14 protein-coding genes are annotated in these 18,559 nt (G+C 61.7%); 7 read left to right on the forward strand and 7 right to left on the reverse strand.

All coding sequences use genetic code 11. The features are described from left to right. Positions 1 to 41: 41 nt before the first annotated feature. Positions 42 to 971: a LysR family transcriptional regulator gene (locus JDW18_RS10155; RefSeq protein ID WP_218243490.1), complete on the reverse strand. Its 930-nt coding sequence runs from the start codon at positions 969 to 971 to the stop codon at positions 42 to 44. 108 nt (positions 972 to 1,079) lie between these two features. On the opposite strand from JDW18_RS10155, the gene bla reads away from it, so the two are divergent. Together bla and JDW18_RS10165 are read left to right on the forward strand one after the other, a co-directional pair. Then, on the forward strand, positions 1,080 to 1,985 hold the full coding sequence (gene bla, locus JDW18_RS10160) for a class A beta-lactamase (RefSeq protein WP_218243491.1): 906 nt from the start codon (positions 1,080 to 1,082) through the stop codon (positions 1,983 to 1,985). Between the two features lie 160 nt (positions 1,986 to 2,145). Then, positions 2,146 to 3,684, forward strand: a complete 1,539-nt coding sequence (locus JDW18_RS10165) for a chloride channel protein (protein WP_246610427.1) — start codon at positions 2,146 to 2,148, stop codon at positions 3,682 to 3,684. Positions 3,685 to 3,742: 58 nt separating this feature from the next. On the opposite strand, the gene JDW18_RS10170 is transcribed toward JDW18_RS10165, so the two are convergent. From JDW18_RS10170 to JDW18_RS10190, 5 genes are all read right to left on the reverse strand, one after another. Then, complete coding sequence (locus JDW18_RS10170) at positions 3,743 to 4,066, reverse strand: hypothetical protein (protein WP_218243492.1); 324 nt, start codon at positions 4,064 to 4,066, stop codon at positions 3,743 to 3,745. A 30-nt stretch (positions 4,067 to 4,096) separates the two neighbouring features. Then, on the reverse strand, positions 4,097 to 6,502 hold the full coding sequence (locus tag JDW18_RS10175; protein WP_218243493.1) for an adenosylcobalamin-dependent ribonucleoside-diphosphate reductase: 2,406 nt from the start codon (positions 6,500 to 6,502) through the stop codon (positions 4,097 to 4,099). 184 nt (positions 6,503 to 6,686) lie between these two features. After that, the gene (locus JDW18_RS10180; protein WP_218243494.1) at positions 6,687 to 8,381 is read right to left on the reverse strand and encodes a hypothetical protein; all 1,695 of its coding nucleotides are present in this window, start codon (positions 8,379 to 8,381) and stop codon (positions 6,687 to 6,689) included. A 295-nt stretch (positions 8,382 to 8,676) separates the two neighbouring features. After that, a complete protein-coding gene (argA, locus tag JDW18_RS10185) occupies positions 8,677 to 10,023 on the reverse strand; it encodes an amino-acid N-acetyltransferase (protein ID WP_218243495.1) in 1,347 nt (448 codons plus the stop codon). 282 nt (positions 10,024 to 10,305) lie between these two features. After that, positions 10,306 to 10,764, reverse strand: coding sequence for a hypothetical protein (locus tag JDW18_RS10190; protein WP_218243496.1), 459 nt, complete (start codon positions 10,762 to 10,764; stop codon positions 10,306 to 10,308). Between the two features lie 234 nt (positions 10,765 to 10,998). On the opposite strand from JDW18_RS10190, the gene JDW18_RS10195 reads away from it, so the two are divergent. From JDW18_RS10195 to JDW18_RS10210, 4 genes are read left to right on the forward strand one after another with little or no spacing between them, the layout of a single operon-like run. Beyond that, positions 10,999 to 12,432 carry a TolC family protein gene (locus JDW18_RS10195; protein ID WP_218243497.1) on the forward strand — a complete coding sequence of 478 codons (1,434 nt, stop codon included), beginning with the start codon at positions 10,999 to 11,001 and terminating at the stop codon, positions 12,430 to 12,432. Further along, complete coding sequence (locus tag JDW18_RS10200; RefSeq protein ID WP_218243498.1) at positions 12,429 to 13,508, forward strand: HlyD family secretion protein; 1,080 nt, start codon at positions 12,429 to 12,431, stop codon at positions 13,506 to 13,508. Before JDW18_RS10195 ends, JDW18_RS10200 begins: the two co-directional genes overlap by 4 nt. Further along, positions 13,505 to 14,689, forward strand: a complete 1,185-nt coding sequence (locus JDW18_RS10205; RefSeq protein WP_246610429.1) for an ABC transporter permease — start codon at positions 13,505 to 13,507, stop codon at positions 14,687 to 14,689. Before JDW18_RS10200 ends, JDW18_RS10205 begins: the two co-directional genes overlap by 4 nt. A gap of 3 nt (positions 14,690 to 14,692) precedes the next feature. Next, on the forward strand, positions 14,693 to 15,847 hold the full coding sequence (locus JDW18_RS10210; protein WP_218243499.1) for an ABC transporter permease: 1,155 nt from the start codon (positions 14,693 to 14,695) through the stop codon (positions 15,845 to 15,847). 55 nt (positions 15,848 to 15,902) lie between these two features. On the opposite strand, the gene JDW18_RS10215 is transcribed toward JDW18_RS10210, so the two are convergent. Beyond that, positions 15,903 to 17,099, reverse strand: a complete 1,197-nt coding sequence (locus tag JDW18_RS10215; RefSeq protein WP_218243500.1) for an MFS transporter — start codon at positions 17,097 to 17,099, stop codon at positions 15,903 to 15,905. A 121-nt stretch (positions 17,100 to 17,220) separates the two neighbouring features. On the opposite strand from JDW18_RS10215, the gene JDW18_RS10220 reads away from it, so the two are divergent. Next, positions 17,221 to 18,513: an XAC2610-related protein gene (locus JDW18_RS10220; RefSeq protein ID WP_246610431.1), complete on the forward strand. Its 1,293-nt coding sequence runs from the start codon at positions 17,221 to 17,223 to the stop codon at positions 18,511 to 18,513. The last annotated feature ends 46 nt before the right edge of the window (positions 18,514 to 18,559 follow it).

Genomic DNA, 18,559 nt, shown 5'->3' on the forward strand with positions numbered 1-18,559 from the left:
CCATGTGCGGGTATGCGGCATCGTTCAGACTGATTCGCTCTTTATTTGATAGCTTCTTGCGCATTGATATCAATGGCTGCGGCGCTATTTGACGGAGATTCTGCCGCCGCATCGGCCTGCAGGCAGTGCAGCAGCCATTGGCGAAAAATCTGCAGCGCCTGGCTGTCGCTGCGGGATTTGAGGTGGGCCAGCCAGTAGGCTCCGGTATCCACCTCGTGTGCAAACGGGCGCACCAGCCGCCCTTGCTGCAGCATATGGCCGAACATGCGCGTGGGCAGCAGGGCCACGCCAGCGCCCTGGGCCGCGGCTTCGGCCAGCGTCAGTGATGAGTCAAACATGGCGCCACAGGCCATTGGCGCGGGCTGGTTCAGCGCCGCAAACCAGCCTTCCCATTCTTGCGTGCGGTAAGAGCGCAGCAGCGTGTGGCGGGCCAGATCGGCAGGCTCGCGCAGTTGCGCGGCCAATGCGGGCGCGCACATGGGCGAGAGCGGGGCGCGCAGCAGCATCTGCGCATGCGTGCCATGCCAGGCACCATCGCCAAAGCGTATGGCGGCATCCAGTCCTTCGCCCGCCAGATCCACGCGGTTGTTATGGGTCAGCAGGCGCAGGTCGATATGGCTGTGCAGTTGCTGAAACTGGCTCAGGCGCGGAATCAGCCAACCAATGGCGAAGGTGCCGACCACGCCCACCGTCAGAATCTCGCGCGGGCGCGGCGCGGCAACCTGCTGCAGCGACTGGGCAATGCGCTCGAAGCTTTGCGACACCGCAGGCCACAGGGCCTGGCCTTCATCGGTCAGCGCCAGCCCGCGTGGCAGGCGGCGAAACAGCGGCTTGCCCAGACGCTCTTCCAGGTTGCGAATGTGCTGGCTGACGGCCGCCTGGGTGACATGCAACTCCTCGGCCGCGCGCGTCAGGCTCAGGTGGCGCGCTGCGGCGTCGAACATGCGCAGGGCGTTGAGGGGAAGCTGCATGGGTATGTATAAGTTAATCTAATGGGTGATGGCAATTATTGTCGCTGGTGGCTTGTTTGATTCATTCATAGACTGCGTTTTATTGCGAACCAACATAAAGAGGAACTTATGCAAAGACGCCATCTGCTGACAACTGCCGCTGCACTGGGGCTGGGCGGCTGGGGCATGACGGGCTGTGCCATGGGCAGCAAGCAGCAGGTGCACGCCAATATGCTGCCCACGCGTGAGCTGGCCCGGCTGGAGACCCTGTCGGGCGGGCGGCTGGGTCTGTATATGCGCGATACGGCCACGGGGCTGGAGGCAGGCTGGCGCAGCCAGGAGCGCTTTGCCCTGTGCAGCACATTCAAGACTTTGCTGGCGGCCCACGCGCTGTCGGAAGTGCAGCAAGGCCGCCTGGCACTGGAGCGTACATTTCAATACCGCCGTGCCGATCTGGTGCCCTGGTCTCCGGTCACGCAAAAGCATGCGGACACCGACTCTGGCATGACGCTGCAGCAGCTGTGCGAAGCCGCCGTGGTGGTCAGCGACAACACGGCAGCCAATCTGCTGCTCAAGGCCACGGGCGGGCCGCAGGCGCTGACGGCCTGGCTGCGCCTGATGGGCGACCACCAGACGCGGTTGGACCGCTTTGAGCCTGAACTCAATACCGCGATGGCGGGTGATGAGCGCGATACCAGCACGCCCGCCGCCATGCTGGGCAGCTTGCAGAAGCTGCTGGTGGGCCCGGTGCTGGGTGAGGCGCAGCGCAGCCTGCTGCTGCAATGGCTGCAGGCCAGCCGCACGGGCGACAAGCGCTTGCGCGCTGGCATGCCTGCCGAATGGAAGGCAGGCGGCAAGACGGGCAGCGGCGAAAACGGTACGGCCAACGACAGCTTGATTGTCTGGCCCACGCCGCAGGCCAGGCCGCTGCTGGTGACGGCGTTCCTCACGGGAAGCCAGCTGGATGCGACGGGCCGCGATGCGGTGCTGCAGCAGGTGGGCCAGGTGGTAGCGCGCTGGTATCTGGCCCGTTGAAATGGGCTGAAGTGGGTTGAAGTGCGCTGAAGGGTGCCGGGCAGCGATTTACGCGCATTCTTCACGGTAATGCGGTGCGGCATGTGGCAATTGCAGATGTAACTGTCTTGAATGGGGCGCAGAATAGGCGGCTTGACCGCCAGCCCTTACTACCTCGCCCATGCAGCAAGAGCCCGATTTTTTCCATAACCTCAACGAAGAAATGCGTGATGGAAAGCGCTGGCTGGAGCGCACCATCGTGCTGGCCTACGCCGCTGCCGCCGGTCTCAGTGTGGTGGCCTTCACTTTGCTGGCCGAGGCGGCTTTTGGCCTGTTCGAGCGCATCTTTCACTACGGCGGTGGCTGGTGGGTGCTGCTGTGGATGCCTGCGGTGACTGCACTGGCCGTGTGGGCCACGCGCAAATGGGCGCCGGGCGCTGGCGGCTCGGGCATTCCGCAGGTAATTGCCACGCTGGAGCCATCGGTGGACGCCAGCTTGCGCAAGCGCTTTGTCTCGCTGTGGCTGTCGTTTGCCAAGATCATTCTGGCCAGCGCCGGTTTTATGGCGGGCCTGTCCATTGGGCGCGAAGGGCCGTCGGTGCAGGTGGCCGCAGGTGTCATGCACTCGGCGCGGCGCTGGCTGGGGCCCAATTCCGCCATCAACACCCATGCGCTGCTGGTGGCAGGCGGCGCAGCGGGCATTGCGGCGGCCTTCAATGCGCCGCTGGCGGGGGTGGTGTTTGCGATTGAAGAGCTTTCACGCAAGCTGGAGTCACGCTCCAGCGGTCTCATCATTGCGGCGATTGTGCTGGCCGGTCTGATGGGCGTTTCGGTATTTGGCAACCTCAGCTACTTTGGCCGTATCCGTGTGATGGAACTGAGCTGGCCAGACCTGCTGCCCTGCCTGATTGTGGCGCTGACCTGCGGTGTGCTGGGCGGTCTGTTTGCCAAGCTGATGACGATTTCGCTGACCTCATCGACCGAGCGGCTCAACAAACTCAAGTCGCGCTTTCCCATTCGCTTTGCTGCCGTGCTGGCTTTGCTGATTGCCGTGATCGGTGTGGTCACCGGCGGCGCCACCTTTGGTGCGGGCTCCGAAGCCGTCAAGCACATGCTGCAAGGGCAAGCCGATGTGCCCGAGTTCTATGTCACGCTCAAATTCATTGCCACCTGGCTGTCGGCCTGGGTGGGCGTGCCGGGCGGCATTTTTGCGCCTTCGCTATCGATTGGTGCGGGCGTAGGGAACAACGTTGCATCGCTTGTAGGGACAGCGGATATAGCTCCTGCCTTGATAGCGATGGGCATGGCCGCATTTCTGGCCGCTGTCACACAGGCCCCGCTGACGGCTTTCATCATCGTGATGGAAATGGTGGACGGCCATGCACTGGTGCTGAGCCTGATGGCATCGGCCATGATTGCCAGCATGGTCTCGCGCATGATTGCGCGGCCGCTGTATGAATCGCTGGCGCTGCATATGCTCAATGTGGCCCGCGCTGCAATGGCGTCGCCAGAGCCTGCTGCCGAGCCCGTCAGGCCGCAACCCACCTCGGATAGCGGCAAAGAAAGCCAGATCGATAGCGAAGTGCCTGACTCCAGGCAGTCAGAGCCGACAGCGCCACCGGCGCCGCCAGAGCCGCAACACCCCAGGCCCGCGCAAGGCGAGCTGGAGTTTGGAGATAAAGGCGGGAAGGAAGCTGGGGAAGCCGCGCCACGCAATTGATGGCGCGCGAAGCGTTGAGCTTGGCGGTGAGCCCAGCAGCGAACTCAACGGCGAGTCATCAGTTGTCCATCTGCTCGCGCTTTACCGGCGGCTGCTGGGCGTTTTTGCGGCTGGCTCCGGCGCGGCCCGCCTTGCTCCATTCATAGGCATGGCCATCAGGCGTGTGGCCATCTTCCACGGCAGCCACACCCACAGGGCCCACCATATCGCGCAGCTCGGACGAGATCGTCACATGCATATTGCGTGTGTCGCCGCGCAGCAGCTGGCACTGCTTGAGGGCCTCGCTCATCTGCGCATCCGTGTAGGGCAGGCACTGCGGCTGCCACTGGGGCTGCTCGCCCTCGGGCTGGTCATTGCGAAGGTAGTAAACAACGATGCTCATGCCAGCAAGGGTAACGCCAAAAGCAAGCCACTAGCCGCAGGAGCCCACATAGCCACAGGCCGTGCAGAAGTTGCAGCCGTCCTTGCGGATCATGGCGTGCGCGCCGCAGTCGGGGCATTTCTGGCCGCTGATTTGCCCGCTGATATGTCCGTTAATGGCCGATGGGCCATCGGGCGCTGACGCGGGCGATGCACTGGTGCTGGGCGCGGGCTGCGGCAGGCCCCGGTTGGCGATGATGCTCTGAATCGCATAGGCCAGCAGGGCGACTTCGCTGTCATGCCACAGCGGGATGCGGCTGCCGTCGTCTCGCGCCATGCTGCCGTAGCGAATGGGGCCACGGTCCCAGGCCACCTTGCGCAGGTCGGCCAGCGCCTTGTCCAGAAAGCCTCCGCGTGCAGCCAGGCTCAGGCTGCGCATGGTGGCGGTAATCCATTGCTGGCTCTCGCCCGTCTGGCCCACGGGCATGAAGAATTCGATGGGCCGCTCAATACCATCGACGATCATGAAGCTCACCACCAGATACAGCCGCCTTGCGCCGTCGTGGGTGAAGTATTCGATCTTGTCCACCACGGCGTTCAGCGGGCCTTCGGGGCGGCGTTCAATGACGGTTTCCAGTCCTGAATGTATAGCTGTCAGCGCTTTATCTGTCTTGGCTTGGGGCGGATTTTGTGCAGATTCCACCGATAGCACGGCGCCCAGCGTGTCGTTGGGGCGGTAAGTGGCGCAGCCCTTCAAGCCCGCCTGCCAGCATTCCATGTAGAGGTTTTTGAAGTCCTCAAACGGGTAGTCGGCCGGGATGTTGACGGTCTTGGAAATCGAGGTGTCGATATACGGCTGCACGCAGCGCATCATGGCCACATGCTCGCTGGCGCTCATCTCCAGCGCGCTGACGAAATAGTCGGGCAGCGGCGCGTCTTCACCATGCATGGCTTTGTAGAGCCGGTAAGCATGGTCTTGCACGGTGTAGAACTGCTCGCCGCCCTCGGCGCTGCGTTTTTTGCGGGTGTAAGTCCAGGAAAACGCTGGCTCGATACCGTTCGAAGCGTTGTCTGCAAAGGCCAGCGACACCGTTCCCGTGGGCGCAATCGACAGCAGGTGGCTGTTGCGCAGGCCATGCTTTTTGATGGCGGCGCGAATTTCCTTGGGCAGGCGTTTGGCAAAGCCGCTTTGCAGATATTGCTTGGCCTTGAACAGCGGGAACGCGCCTTTTTCCTGGGCCAGCTCTACAGAGGCCAGATAAGCCGCGTCGCGCATGGTGCGGGCGATTGCCTGGGCCTGCTCCAGACCCTCATCGCTGGCGTAGCGCAGGCCCAGCAAGATCAGCGCATCGCCCAGCCCTGTAAAGCCCACGCCAATGCGGCGCTTCTGGCGGGCTTCGTTTTGCTGCTCTGGCAGGGGCCAGACGGTGGCGTCCAGCACGTTGTCCAGCATGCGCACCTGAATCGCAACCGCAGCGCCAAACGCTTCAAGGTCAAAGCGCGCCTGGGCTGTGAACGGCTCACGCACAAAGCGCGTGAGGATGATGGGGCCCAGATCGCAGCAGCCATAGGGCGGCAGCGGCTGCTCGCCACAGGGGTTGGTGGCGGCAATCTGCTCGGCATACCAGAGGTTGTTGTCGGCGTTGATATTGTCCAGAAACAGAATACCGGGCTCGGCAAAGTCGTAAGCCGACTGCATGATGGCATTCCACAGCGTGCGTGCCGGGGTGCTTTGATAGACCCAGACGCCATCTTCACGCTGGTGCGCACCGGCTTGCATCTGCGCCTCGCCGGGGCGGGCGATGTGCACCAGCTCCCACGGCGCATCGTCTTTGACGGCTTGCATGAAGGCGCTGCTGACGCCCACCGAAACATTGAAATTGTTCCAGCGGCCCTTCTGGCGTTTGGCGGTGATGAACTCCAGCACATCAGGGTGGTCGATGCGCAGCACGCCCATCTGCGCGCCGCGCCTGGCGCCTGCGGATTCCACCGTGGTGCACGATGCATCAAACACATCAATGAAGGAGCAGGGGCCGGATGCATTGGAGTTGGTGCCCCGCACCAGCGCGCCGCGTGGGCGCAGATTGGAGAAGTCATAACCCACGCCGCCGCCGCGCCGCATGGTTTCGGCTGCCTGCGACAGCGCGGTGTAAATGCCGGGGTTGCCCTGGGCGTCAAAGCCGTTGGTGGCGTCGGCCACGGGCTGCACAAAGCAGTTGATCAGCGTGGCCTTGGTATCCAGCCCTGCAGCGGCCATGATGCGCCCCGCACCAATGGCGCCGCGCTGCAGATTGTTCAGAAACTGCTGCTGCCAGTGCGCCTGCAGCTCGGGCTTTTCCACAGAGGCCAGCGCCTGCGCGATGCGCGCAAACAGGTCTTGCTCGGTTTGCTCGCCTGCGGCCAGGTATTTTTCGGCCAGTACATCCTGGCTGATGGCTTGAGGGGGAAGATTCGTCATGGCATGCCTCATGCAACTTTCATACAGGCTTTGTAGCGCAGATGGGGGCAGAGTGCTGTGACGCAGCGCAACAAGGGGCTGATGGTCAGGGACGGTTGGTCAGCATTTTCTATTCGACTGATTGTTTCTAATCGAAGGGGACAGACCACCGCTCAGTCGACCAAAATTGGACTGGTTGCGGAGATTAACCGGACACCGCGACCTCTACATCTAGCCCTGGAAACCTCAGTTGCAATGAAGCAGCTTTCCAGCTGTCACTTCCCGGCCAAGCGTTGCGGTTTACTCCCTCAAAGGCGGTGGCGACATGCCGCAAAATGTCAACCTCGTGGGTGTTCAAGGTGGCGGCACGGACCAGTTCAGGCCAAGATAGCCAAGCGCCGCGGGAGTCGCATACCCCTGTTCCTGAAAAGCGTGCTGCATAGCGTGCTATGACCAGAATGACTGGCTTGTTAGTCTGCTGACATTCGATTGTGGGCATGTCGAATGCCTTTGCAATTTCTCTTGATGAGCGTTCTCCCACCCATGTTGCGACGCGCTCAACCCATTGGTTGGCAGCGAGAAGGTTGCGCTTTCTACTCTCTCGCTCTCGGAGCGAGTGGCCAAATATATCGTGCCATTTCAACTGTATGAGTGCCACTGTGCCGCTTACCCTGTCTTGCACGACGGCGTCAACGTCAGTTAACAGGGAGCCGTCTGTCCGACGAAGCGCGATGCCAGAAGGCAACACAACATAGCGAGGCTCTTTGAAAATTGTGGCGATATCTGCGCGAAAAACAGACTCTCGACCATCTACTGCACGATCCCAGTCGCTGCGGTAGCACGACCTCAGATGCTTTGTTACGCCAGCAAACGGGTTCAACAGCGCCGATAACGATGGCGCAAGGACAAAGTCGCGGCCCAAATCCACGTAGAAGGGCAACGGAGTATCGTGATGTTGCAGTACTTCCTCCACGGACTGGTAGTTCAGCGTCATGGCTTGCGAAACGGCTCCGATCAGTCTGGGTTCAAGTCCGCGCTCTAGCCATACGCGCTCAAGGTCATCGCGTCGAATGAACATCGTCAACAGGTTGCGGAGGTCGACGCTAGCATGCTTCGCCTTGAGGCGCGTCGAAAATTCAAGGTGGTGCAAAACAGCGGCTGAGGCGAGGCAGCAGGCATTCTTCCACTCGCGAAAGGTCTGCCCACCGATAGTCACCTCATCGGGGAGTGCTTCAGTCTCGTGCCAAATAGGCTCAAGGTTGTGTACCCGCTGACGACTCCGTTCAAATAGCTTATCGTCACCTGAATATCGAATGAACCAGCCACCCATGTCGAGCCCAGACTTTTTGTCGAGACGCCTTCGGATGCGCTTTAACTGCCCCTTAGCCAAGTCAAGCTCCCTTTGAACACCCGTAGCATCAAGCTTTTGTGAGCCTAGCCAATTCAATGATTCGCGATCAGCGGACTCGAGCTCGTCGGACGCCACTTCGATGCGAATCTTAGAAGCAGAAAGAGTCGTCTGACTAAGCCCGTATTTTTCCAAACTGGCTAGGCGAAGCAGCCAATTTAGTTGTCCGCAACGTGGTAGATAGCCTTCCACAATCCCAGTCCATTGGGCGGAGGATGGTCCCCAAGGCATGGGTCCATCAACCTTTGCGACAGATTTGAGCAGTGGTTTCAGCGCGGAAGCGGCACCCGCCAGCATCCAGTGACGTACCTGGTCGTGCTGCAGAAGGTATTCCCTGTTCGGGGCCATTCGGAAGGCATAGGCGCACATATCCAGAGACCGGAAAATCTCTGTAATTGCTAGTCGTTCATAGCCCGCAAAGTAGCTGGCAGCGTTTGATTGTTGGTCGATTAGCTTCTTCGCAAGGAGGTCTGTGGCTGGGTGTGTACTCATTCAGCAGAAAATATGGACTGTTCCTGTTGATTGTGTCGCTGATTGACCTGAATTCAACCTTTCTAAGCATTCAGAAAATGCGCTGAGCTTCGGGGGAGTTCAGTTCTACCGGGTTGATAGGTAAAAGGCCACTGCTTTGTGGACATAAGCGAAAGTGATTCGGCAGTTGAGAAGAGTCGACCGCTGCTATTCGCTTGGTATCTTTCATCTAATCTTTAGCGAATTTTTCTTTAAAAAATAGCTGCAAGCGCTTGATTGGCAAGCGCTGCAGCTATTTTTGATGGAGAAAGCTGATTTAAAGCTTCTTCACCAGCACCTGGCTCTTGCGGCTCCAGTTGTACTTGGCCTTGCGCGCCTCGGGCAGCCATTCGGGGTCCACGGGCTGAAAGCCGCGCTTGATGAACCAGTGCATGGTGCGGGTGGTCAGCACAAACATGGTCTCGCAGCCCAGTGCGCGGGCGCGCTGCTCGATGCGCTTGAGCAGCTTTTCGCCATCGCCCGTGCCCTGGCTCTTGGGCGAGACCGTCACGGCGGCCATTTCGGCGGTCTTGGCGTCGAGGTAGGGGTGCAGGGCGGCGCAGCCAAAGATCACGCCGTCGTGCTCGATGACGGTGTAGCTGGCGATGTCGCGCTCGATCTCGGTGCGGTCGCGCTTGACCAGAGTGCCGTCGCGCTCGAAAGGCTCAATCAGTTGGATGATGCCGCCCACGTCGTCAATCGTGGCTTCGCGCAGCTCTTCCAGCTTTTCGTCGATGACCATGGTGCCAATGCCGTCGTGCACATAAATTTCCAGCAGCAGCGCGCCGTCGGTGGCAAAGGGCAGGATGTGGCTGCGCTCCACGCCATGCTCGCAGGCGCGCACGCAGTGCTGCAGGTAAAAGCCCACGTCGGTAGGCTCTTGCGCCGGGGGCAGCTGGGCCAGCATGCGGCGGGCAGCGTCCAGCGGCAGCTCGGTGTCGATGGGGTTGTTTTCGTCTGCAGCAGCCATGGGGTCCATGCGGATGCCGGGCACTTCGGTCAGGAACAGCAGCTTGTCGGCCTTGAGTTCAATGGCCACGCGGGTCGCCACTTCTTCCATGCTGAGGTTGAAGGCTTCGCCGGTGGGGGAGAAGCCAAAGGGCGAAACCAGCACCATGGCTTCGGAATCCAGCGCGCTGCGAATGCCTTCCACGTCCACCTTGCGCACCAGACCCGAGTGCTTGAAATCCACGCCGTCCACAATGCCCACGGGGCGGGCGGTGAGGAAGTTGCCCGAGATCACGCGCACACGGGCACCGGCCATGGGGGTGTTGGGCAGGCCCTGGCTGAAGGCCGCTTCAATCTCGTAACGCAGCTGGCCAGCGGCTTCCTGGGCACAGTCCAGCGCGATGGAGTCCGTCACGCGCATGCCGTTGTAGTAGCGCGGCTCCTGGCCTTTCAGGCGCAGTTGCTCGTTGACCTGGGGACGGAAACCGTGCACCAGCACGATCTTGACGCCCATGGCCTGAATCATGGCCAGGTCCTGCACGATGGAGCTGAGCTTGCCGGCGTCGATGGCTTCACCGGTCAGGCCCACCACAAAGGTCTGGTGTCGGAACTTGTGGATGTAGGGGGCCACAGACCGGAACCAGGGAACGAATGTGAAGTTGAAAACGGTGGACATGGCAGTGCGCGAAAACCTCGAATAGCGGTAAAAAAGCCCGCGTTCCAGTTTTTCGTGGTCACGCAGGCCTGCGGCGCAAAGTGTAGCGGCTACTTGCGGCGATCAGCCGCTTGCAGCAAGGATTTGTGTGCGCAGATCGCGCAGTCTGTGGTGCGAAGCAAGCACTGCTTTCAAATAAATAGCAGCTTGCGCGCAATACAGCCTTGTTTGCAGTTCAATAAGTATTGAAGTCATTAACTGTAAAGCGCTAGCAGCTTTGATATTGATAGCAAGCCGCCAGCATCAACCTGCAGGTGGCACCGGCAACTCATGCATGCAGCCGCATTGCTCACAGGCAAAGGTGTAGAACAGCGGGCCGCTACTGGCTTGCAGGGCCTGCGCTGCGTTCACTTCCAGGTCAAAAAACCTGCCGCTGCCTTCGTCATAAATCGCCATGAAGCGGCAAGGCTGATCGCAGCAACTGTGCTGCAGCCAGTCCAGATGCTCCGGGCGGCGAAAGCGCTGGTAGCGATCGGCATGGCTGGCTGGGCGTATGGCGCGCAGCAATGGCCCGTGGGCTGGGTGCTGCGTGCGGGCTGTGAAAAGCACGCTGGAGGGCAGCAGGGCTTGGTCGGCGCCAATATCGTCAACACGTACCAGCGCGCCTTTTTCGTCCTGAGCCAGCAGCGTGAAGCCCTGGGTGTAGTAGCCGCCTTGCTTGCCCGGCTGGCTGAAGTCATGAGGAATGAAGAGCGTGACCATGGATAAAAGCGGGGTTGGCGGGATGCGGGCAAGGGTCAGAGAACTCGCACAAGGTCAGTAGCTGGAGTCTGAGGAAAGTCAGAGCCAGTGCCCAGAGTACGCAGATGGATAATGCCCTATCCGAAACAGCAGACCCCCGGCCGCCCAATGCGCTGACGGATTGCAAGGCATTGAGCCTGTTTTGCCAAGGCTGTTTTGTTCTATCTCTTTACACAAGTGAGCCTGTATCCCTTCATGACATTCAGCTGCTTACCCCTGACCTTGAGTTTGCTGATGGCGGGCGCAGCGTTGACGGCACAGGCGCAGACTGCCGCAGCCCCCCTGCCCATGAGCTTTGAGCAGGCCCGCGCAGCGCTGCTGGAGCGCTCCGACCAGCTGGCCGCATCCGGCAAAGCCGTAGAAAGCGCCCGTTTGCGCCGCGAGGGCATGCAGGGGCTGGGCGGCCCCTCAGTGGCCATCACCGGCATGGCCTACCGCTATTCGGCCAATGTGGATCTGGACCTGGACCCTGCCAAGCGGGCGCTGGGCACCGGAATTTCCTATCTGCCGCCGCAGCTGGGCGGTGCGGTGGCCCAGCTTCCCAGCTTGCCCTCCAATTACGACCTGCAGCGCAAGAGCAATGTGACATCGGGCAGTTTGTCTGCTGTTTGGCCTGTTTATATGGGCGGCCTGGGTGATGCGGTGCGTGGCGAGCTCGACGCCATGACGGATGAGGCCGTGGCCGATGCCGCCAGCAGCGCCGATCAGCTCAACACCTTGCTGGTGCAGCGCTATTTCACGGCGCAGCTGGCCGATCGTGCTGCAGCCCTGCGCCGCCGTGCTCTGGAAGGCGTGCGTGCCCATGATGATGCGGCCCAGCGCATGCTCAAGGCCGGTGTCATCGCCCAGGTGGAGCGTCTGCAGGCCAGCGCTGCACTGGCCGACGCGCAGCAGCAATCGCGCAAGGCAGATGATGATGCAAGGCTGGCCCGCAGTGCGCTGCTGCGCACCGTGCATGCGGCGAATGTGGCCGGCGGTGTGCGCCCCAGCTCGCCTTTGTTTGTCAGCAGCGAGGCCTTGCCGCCGTTGCTGCAGTTTCAGGATGCGGCACAGGCCCATCACCCGGGTTTGAGCAAGGTGGCAGCCAAGCGCCGACAGGCCGAATCTCTGCACGATGCCAGCCAGGCACTGCGCAAACCCCAGGTTCTGGCCTTTGGCATGCGCGACATCAATACCTCGGGCAAACCCAATTGGGTGGCCGGTGTGGCCGTGCGCTGGACGCTGTGGGACAGCATCGACCGCGACAAGCTCTCGGCCGCAGGCCAGCGCAAGGTGGAGCAGGCGGAGCTGACCGATGCCCAGGTGCGCTCCGACATTGCCCTGCTGGTGGAGAAAAACTGGCTGGCGGTGGAGCAGTCCCGCAGCCAGTATGTGGCAGGGCAGGCGCAGGAAAACCTGGCGCGTGAGCTGCTCAGGCTGCGCCAGGCAGGTCTGAAGGAAGGCACGAGCACGGCGCTGGATCTGATCGACGCCCAGCTCAATCTGGCCAAGGTGCAGACCGAGCGCGCTGCTACCGCCAATCAATATGTGCAGGCTTTGGCTGCCTTGCTGGAGAGCACGGGCCAGAGTGCTGAGTTCAGCCGCTATATGGCCCGCGCCGATATTCAGATCACCACAGACGCCCCATGAATACACCTGTACCGAATTCGCCCGCTCCCGCGCCTGGACTTGAGCCTGATGCAAAGTCTGATGCCCGTTCTTCGGGCCAGAAGAAAAAAGGGCCGCCCATTGTGGCGCTGCTGATTGCGGCGGCGGTGCTGGTCTTTATCGTCTGGGGCTTCTGGCGTTCCGCCCAGCCTGCAGCGCCTTATTTTCAGGGGCAGATGGAGGCCAAGGAGTCTGATATTGCTCCCAAGGTCACAGCACGCATCTCCAGGGTGCATGTGACCGAAGGCCAGACCATCAAGCCCGGCGATCTGCTGGTGGAGATGGACAGCCCCGAGGTACAGGCCAAGCTGGCCCAGGCGCAGGCGGCGCGTGATGCGGCGCAGGCCGTGGCTGCCAAGGCCAATAACGGTGCCCGCCCCGAAGAGGTGCAGATGGCACGCCTGACCTGGCAGCGTGCCCAGGCGGCGGCCGATCTGGCCAAGACCTCGTATGACCGTGTGCAAAGCCTGTTCAACCAGGGGCTGGTTTCCGCCCAGAAGCGCGATGAGGCCTATACCAACTGGCGTGCTTCGGATGCCCAGGCCCGCGCCGCCAAGGCGCAGGCCGACATGGCCGCCAGCGGTGCGCGCAGCGAAGACAAGAGCGCCGCCGCTGCGCAAGCCCGTCAGGTCGATGGCGTGGTGGCCGAAGTCAAGGCGGCCGAGGCCGAAACCCAGTTGCGCAGCCCCGTAGGTGGCGAGGTGGCCAATGTGCTGGCCAAACAGGGCGAGTTGTCGCCGCAGGGCGTTGCGGTGGTCACCGTGGTGGATCTGAAAGACCAGTGGGTGGTGCTCAATGTGCGCGAAGACCAGTTGCAGCGCTTTGCCATGAAGAGCCGCTTCACGGGCCGCTTGCCCGCGCTGGACAACCGCAAGGCCGAGTTTGAGGTGTATTTCCTGGGTGTGCTGCCGGACTTTGCGACCTGGCGCACCACGCGTGGCAGCCAGGGCTTTGATGCCCGGACGTTCGAGATCAAGGCCAGGCCGGTGCAGCCCATTGATGGAGCCCGCCCGGGTATGAGCGTCATCGTTGAGGGCTTTGGCGGAGCGGGCGCGTGAGCGTTTTTACCGTCAGCCTGCGCCGCGAATGGGCAAGGCTCAGGGCTAGTTCGTGGGACTGGGCGATGGTCAGCTGGGTGCCTTTGCTGGCCCTGGCCTTGATGTGCTGGATTTTTTCGACAGGCCAGCCCTACCGTTTGCCCATCGCAGTCTGGAACGAAGACCCTTCAGCGATTTCAAGGCAGCTGGTGCGCATGCTGGAAGCCACGCCAGGACTGGAGGTGCGCCAGATCGTGCTCAACCGCGGCGAGGCCGCCGACGCCCTGCAGCGCATGGAGGTTTACGGCGTGGTGCACATCCCGCCGGGTCTGGAAACCCAGGTCAAGCAAGGCAAGGGAGGTACGGTGACCTTGCTGCACAACGCACAACTGGCCACGGCATCCAGCTTGCTGCAACGCGATTTGAAGCAGGTGGTGGGTACCTTATCGGCGGGGGTGGAGATGCAGGCCGCCGCCAAGCGCGGCTCGCCCCGCCAGGTGCTGCAGGTGCAGATGGAGCCCATCAAGACGCAGTTGCTGGCGCTCTTTAATGTCTCCACCAATTACGAGCAATTTCTGGCGGCCACGCTGGTGCCCGCGCTGATTCATATTCTGGCGATGACGGCAGGTGCCTGGTCCGTGGGGCGTGAGCTGCGCGACCGTACTCTGGGGCAGTGGCTGAGCCCTGCGGGGCAATCCACCGGTTTTTTGGGTGTGGCGGCGGCCCTGGTAGGCAAGCTGCTGCTGCCCGCCGTGCTGCTGTGGGGCAGTGGCATGGCTGCGCTGATGTATCTGTCGCAACTGCGCGGCTGGGCTGTGGCGGGCAGCATGGCATGGATTGCGGTGGGGCTGGCTGCGCTGGTGGTGCTGAGCCTGGCTGCGGGCGCGACGCTGGCAGCGATTACGCTGTCGCTGCGCACGGCGCTTTCCGGCGCGGGGCTGCTGTCGGCTCCCGCCTTTGCCTTCAGCGGCGTGGGTTTCCCGCTGCTGGCCATGACCGGGAGCGCACGCGGCTGGGCTTTGTCCATGCCCTATACGCATTACGCCAGGCTGCAGCTGGAGCAGTGGCAGATGGGCGCACCCGTGGCGCAAAGCCTGCCCGTGGTTTGCGGCCTGCTGCTGGCGGCGCTGGTGCTGCTGACCTTGTCCAGCCTGGGTTTGCTGCGCGGCCTCAAGCGGCCCGACAAGTGGGGAGGGCGCTGAACCATGGCTACCTCATCTGAAACTAGCTTTTTGCGCCTGTGGCTGGCGAGCCTGACAGGCATCCTGCGCGACAAGGGCGCAGTGCTGCTGCTGTTCGGCGCGCCCGTACTCTATGGTTTTTTCTACCCCTGGTTCTACAGCCAGGAGGTGGTGCAGCGTGTGCCTGTGGCCGTGGTGGTGCAGGACAACTCCAGCCTTGCGCGGCAGATGCTGCGTTTTGCCCAGGCCAGCCCGCGCATCGACCCGCAACTGGTCACCGCCGATGAAGGCGAGGCGCGTGTAGCCGTGCTGCGCGGGGATGTCATGGGCTATGCCTTGCTGCCCAGAGACCTCAAGCGTGATGTGATCCGGCGCGCCAATGTGGTGGTGCCCATCTATGCCAATGGCGCTTATCCGCTGGTCAGCAAACAGGTGCAATACGGTTTTGCAGAAGCCTTTGGTACCGTGTCGGCGGGCGTAGAAATCAAGCGGCTGCAGGCAGGCGGGCAAAGTGCCGCGCAGGCGGCCGTCAGCCGCTCGCCGGTCAATGTCCAAGCGGTGGCCCTGTTCAATCCCACCGAAGGCTATGGCAGCTTTGTGGTGGCGGCGGTGGCTGTGCTGATCCTGCAGCAAACGCTGCTTATGGGCAGCTCCATGCTGGTGGGCACCTGGCGTGAGCAAGGCCAGGACTATGTGGGCGCACGGCAATGGCTGGCACGCATGCTGGCACTGTGCGTGCCCGGGTGGCTGGCGGGGCTGTTTTACTTCGGCTGGATTTTTATCTGGCAGGACTTCCCCCGCGGGGGCAACGCCGTGGGTGCCCTAGCGCTGCTGGCTTGCTTTGTACCTGCGGTGGTGGGCTGCGCCTGCCTGCTGGGCTGGTGGCTGGCAGAGCGGGAAAGAGCCTTGCAAGTGGTGCTGTTCACCTCGATCCCGTTGGCGTTCCTGGCCGGTTTTACCTGGCCAGTTGAAGCACTGCCCGAGCCGCTGCAGTGGCTGCGCTGGATCTCGCCCAGCACAGCGGGCATACAGGCTTCGCTGAAATTCAATCAGCTGGGTGCGCCCCTGGTTGCGGGCTTGCCGCACTTGGCGTGGCTGGCCTGCATGGCGCTGCTGAGCTGGCTGTCGGTTTGCTGGCTGGCAAGCCGACGGCCAGTGCGGGCTTTATCAGTGGTTTGATCGTTTATGAGGCTTAACTGCCCTTAACCCAGCTCGAATAAAGCGCAAGCAGCTATTATTTTGATAGAACTGCAGCTTTTGAGCGACGCGCCTGCAGCCCCAGCATGACCAGCACCACCGCGACCAGTGGGAGCATGCCGATATTGATGCCGTTCCAGCCCGCGCTGTGCAGCAGCTGGCCTGAGCCAAACGAGGCCACGGCCACCGTGCCAAACACCAGAAAGTCATTGAGCGCCTGTACCTTGGCGCGCTCCGACGGGCGGTAGCACTCGGTCAGCATGGCGGTGGCACCAATAAATCCAAAATTCCAGCCCACGCCCAGCAAAACCAGCGAACCCCAGAAGTGGAAGATGTCCAGTCCCATCAGGGCCAGCGCACCAGCCGCACCAATCATCAGCAGGCCCAGGGCCGTGATGGGGCGCTTGCCGAAGCGGGCAATCAGCTTGCCAGTAAAAAAGCTGGGCACAAACATGGCCAGCACATGCCACTGAATGCCCATGGCGGCCTTGCCCACGCTATGGCCGCAGCCCACCATGGCCATGGGCGCGGCGGTCATGAGAAAGGCCATCAGCCCATAACTGACGACGCCCGCTGCGCAGGCCACGATGAACTGGGGTGTGCGTGCAATCTCGCCCAGCGGCCGCGCATCACCGGCCGCAACCGTCTTGGCCTGAGGTGGCGGCAGGCGCAACCCTATCAGCAGCGGCAAAGCCAGCAGGGCCAGAGCCGCCTGGCTGTAGAAGCTGCCCGCAAATGGTGTGGCGGGCAGGGCGTCGCGCGTCCAGATCACCACCTGCGGGCCGATGATGGCGGCAATCAGCCCACCAATCATCACGCGTGAAATCGCCTTGGCCTGCTCATTGCTGGGCACCAGATCGGTGGCCGCAAAGCGGTAGCTCTGCACGCAGGCTGCATAAAAACCGGCCAGCGCTGTGCCAATGCAGAAGGTAATGAAGTTGCTGTGCGCAATGCCCTGCGCGGCGACGATGCCCGAGATGACGCCCAGCAGCGCACCCAGCACATAGGCAGCGCGGCGCCCCATGCGGTTCATGATCCAGGCAGCGGGCAAGGTGGATAAGGCCAGCCCCAGCTGATAAATGCTGACGGGCAGGGTAGATGCCGTGGGGTTGCTCGACAGTTGCTGGCCCACCAGCCCGCCCAGCGAAATGATGATGGGCGGTGAGGCACCGCCCAAAGACTGTGCGGCCACCAGCAGGCCCATATTGCGGCGGTTGTTGTTATCTGTGTTCATGAATTCGCCAAAACGTATTGCCAAAGGCAAGATGCAGGCATCTTGCCGCATGCAGATTGGCTTTGCATTAAGAAACAATCTGTTGCAGCGATCTTCCTTTGCTTTGGTCAAAGTTTTCACCATGCCACTGCGAATCTTGAATCTGTTGCCGCGTTTTCTTTGTCTGCTGGCGTTCACCGGTGCCATTGCCGCACAGGCCGAAGACATCGTGGTTTCCAATCCGCCGACCTTTAGTGTCACCAGCTGGACGGCCCGTTACGAGGGGCAGATTGCGGGAAAAAACGTCAAGGTAAAACTCTCGCGCCTGGGGGACTGGGTCAGCGGGCAGTACTGCTATCTGCCCTGCAGCCCTCAAATTGGTCGTATCGAGCTGTCCGGGCAGATCATGGGGCAATTGACGGAAACGCCTTTTGATTTGGCTAACTTGGCAAAAGGACGCAGCGCCCCCAAGCCCAGCGGACGCTGGCAGCTGGGTGCGTTGCCAGGCGTGGCTCCGCAGCAGTTGGGCGGGCAATGGTCTTCCATGGACGGCAAGCGGCGCTGGCCGATACAGCTGCAGCGCAAGCCCGATGCCTGGCCGCATGAGGCCGAGGCTGAGCTGCACCTGAGTGCCAACCGCTACATCCGCACGGCCAAGGATTGCGCTGCCGACAGCGAGCCGCTGCAGATATCAGCGATTCGTATTTATGAGCAAGGCCGTTTGCGGCAGACGCTGGACACCGCAGCCTATGGCAGCTGCAGCATTGTGCAGCCGCAATGGGTGGACGCGAATTTTGATGGATTGCCGGATTTGAGCCAGTCGCTGGAGCTGCCTGCGGGCCCGAACATCAGGCACAGCACCTGGCTTTTTAATGCAGCCAGCAAAAGATGGGAGCTGGGGCCGGAGGTGCTGCAGCAAATCAGCTCTCCCGTCTTTGATGCCAGGGCCAAGCGTATCTACAGCCCGTGGCGCGATGGCTGCTGTAGCCATGGCGTGGACATTTACGCCTGGCAGCAGGAAAAGCTCAAAAAAGTGGAGCAGGGCCAGAGCTATGTGCTGCCCGTGCGCAAGGCTGGCAAGCTGATGGGCTGCTACATCATGCCCAGCTACAGCGATGGTCATGTGGTCTGGCCCGATGCGCTGTACCGCAATGCGGATGGGCTGAGTCTGGGTAAGTCACCTGCAGACGACTGGTGTGATGTAAGCGTTGCCTCATCCATGCATATGGCGCAGTTGCAGGTGCTGGCGCCGCAGCCAGCGGGGCGTGAAGCCTCGGTACTGGCGGCCTATGGCATGAGCTATGCGCAAGTGGATACGCCAGAGGGAAAACGCTTTTGCCCCGATCTGATGGTGTTTGATGCCGATGCCCGCAAGCTGGTGCGAATGAAGTTGGATCAGGATGCGGCGAACACTTGCAGCGCCGAGCGGCCCTGAATTCAAATTAGCATGAAAAAAGCTGCTGACGCTTATCTATAAAGCG

Source organism: Comamonas fluminis (assembly GCF_019186805.1).
Lineage (GTDB): Bacteria > Pseudomonadota > Gammaproteobacteria > Burkholderiales > Burkholderiaceae_C > Comamonas > Comamonas fluminis.

Coding starts and splice junctions, on each gene's coding strand:
- JDW18_RS10155 (WP_218243490.1), bottom strand. CDS start 971: ATGCAGCTTCCCCTCAACGCCCTGCGCATGTTCGACGCCGCAGCGCGC.
- bla (WP_218243491.1), top strand. CDS start 1,080: ATGCAAAGACGCCATCTGCTGACAACTGCCGCTGCACTGGGGCTGGGC.
- JDW18_RS10165 (WP_246610427.1), top strand. CDS start 2,146: ATGCAGCAAGAGCCCGATTTTTTCCATAACCTCAACGAAGAAATGCGT.
- JDW18_RS10170 (WP_218243492.1), bottom strand. CDS start 4,066: ATGAGCATCGTTGTTTACTACCTTCGCAATGACCAGCCCGAGGGCGAG.
- JDW18_RS10175 (WP_218243493.1), bottom strand. CDS start 6,502: ATGACGAATCTTCCCCCTCAAGCCATCAGCCAGGATGTACTGGCCGAA.
- JDW18_RS10180 (WP_218243494.1), bottom strand. CDS start 8,381: ATGAGTACACACCCAGCCACAGACCTCCTTGCGAAGAAGCTAATCGAC.
- argA (WP_218243495.1), bottom strand. CDS start 10,023: ATGTCCACCGTTTTCAACTTCACATTCGTTCCCTGGTTCCGGTCTGTG.
- JDW18_RS10190 (WP_218243496.1), bottom strand. CDS start 10,764: ATGGTCACGCTCTTCATTCCTCATGACTTCAGCCAGCCGGGCAAGCAA.
- JDW18_RS10195 (WP_218243497.1), top strand. CDS start 10,999: ATGACATTCAGCTGCTTACCCCTGACCTTGAGTTTGCTGATGGCGGGC.
- JDW18_RS10200 (WP_218243498.1), top strand. CDS start 12,429: ATGAATACACCTGTACCGAATTCGCCCGCTCCCGCGCCTGGACTTGAG.
- JDW18_RS10210 (WP_218243499.1), top strand. CDS start 14,693: ATGGCTACCTCATCTGAAACTAGCTTTTTGCGCCTGTGGCTGGCGAGC.
- JDW18_RS10215 (WP_218243500.1), bottom strand. CDS start 17,099: ATGAACACAGATAACAACAACCGCCGCAATATGGGCCTGCTGGTGGCC.
- JDW18_RS10220 (WP_246610431.1), top strand. CDS start 17,221: ATGCCACTGCGAATCTTGAATCTGTTGCCGCGTTTTCTTTGTCTGCTG.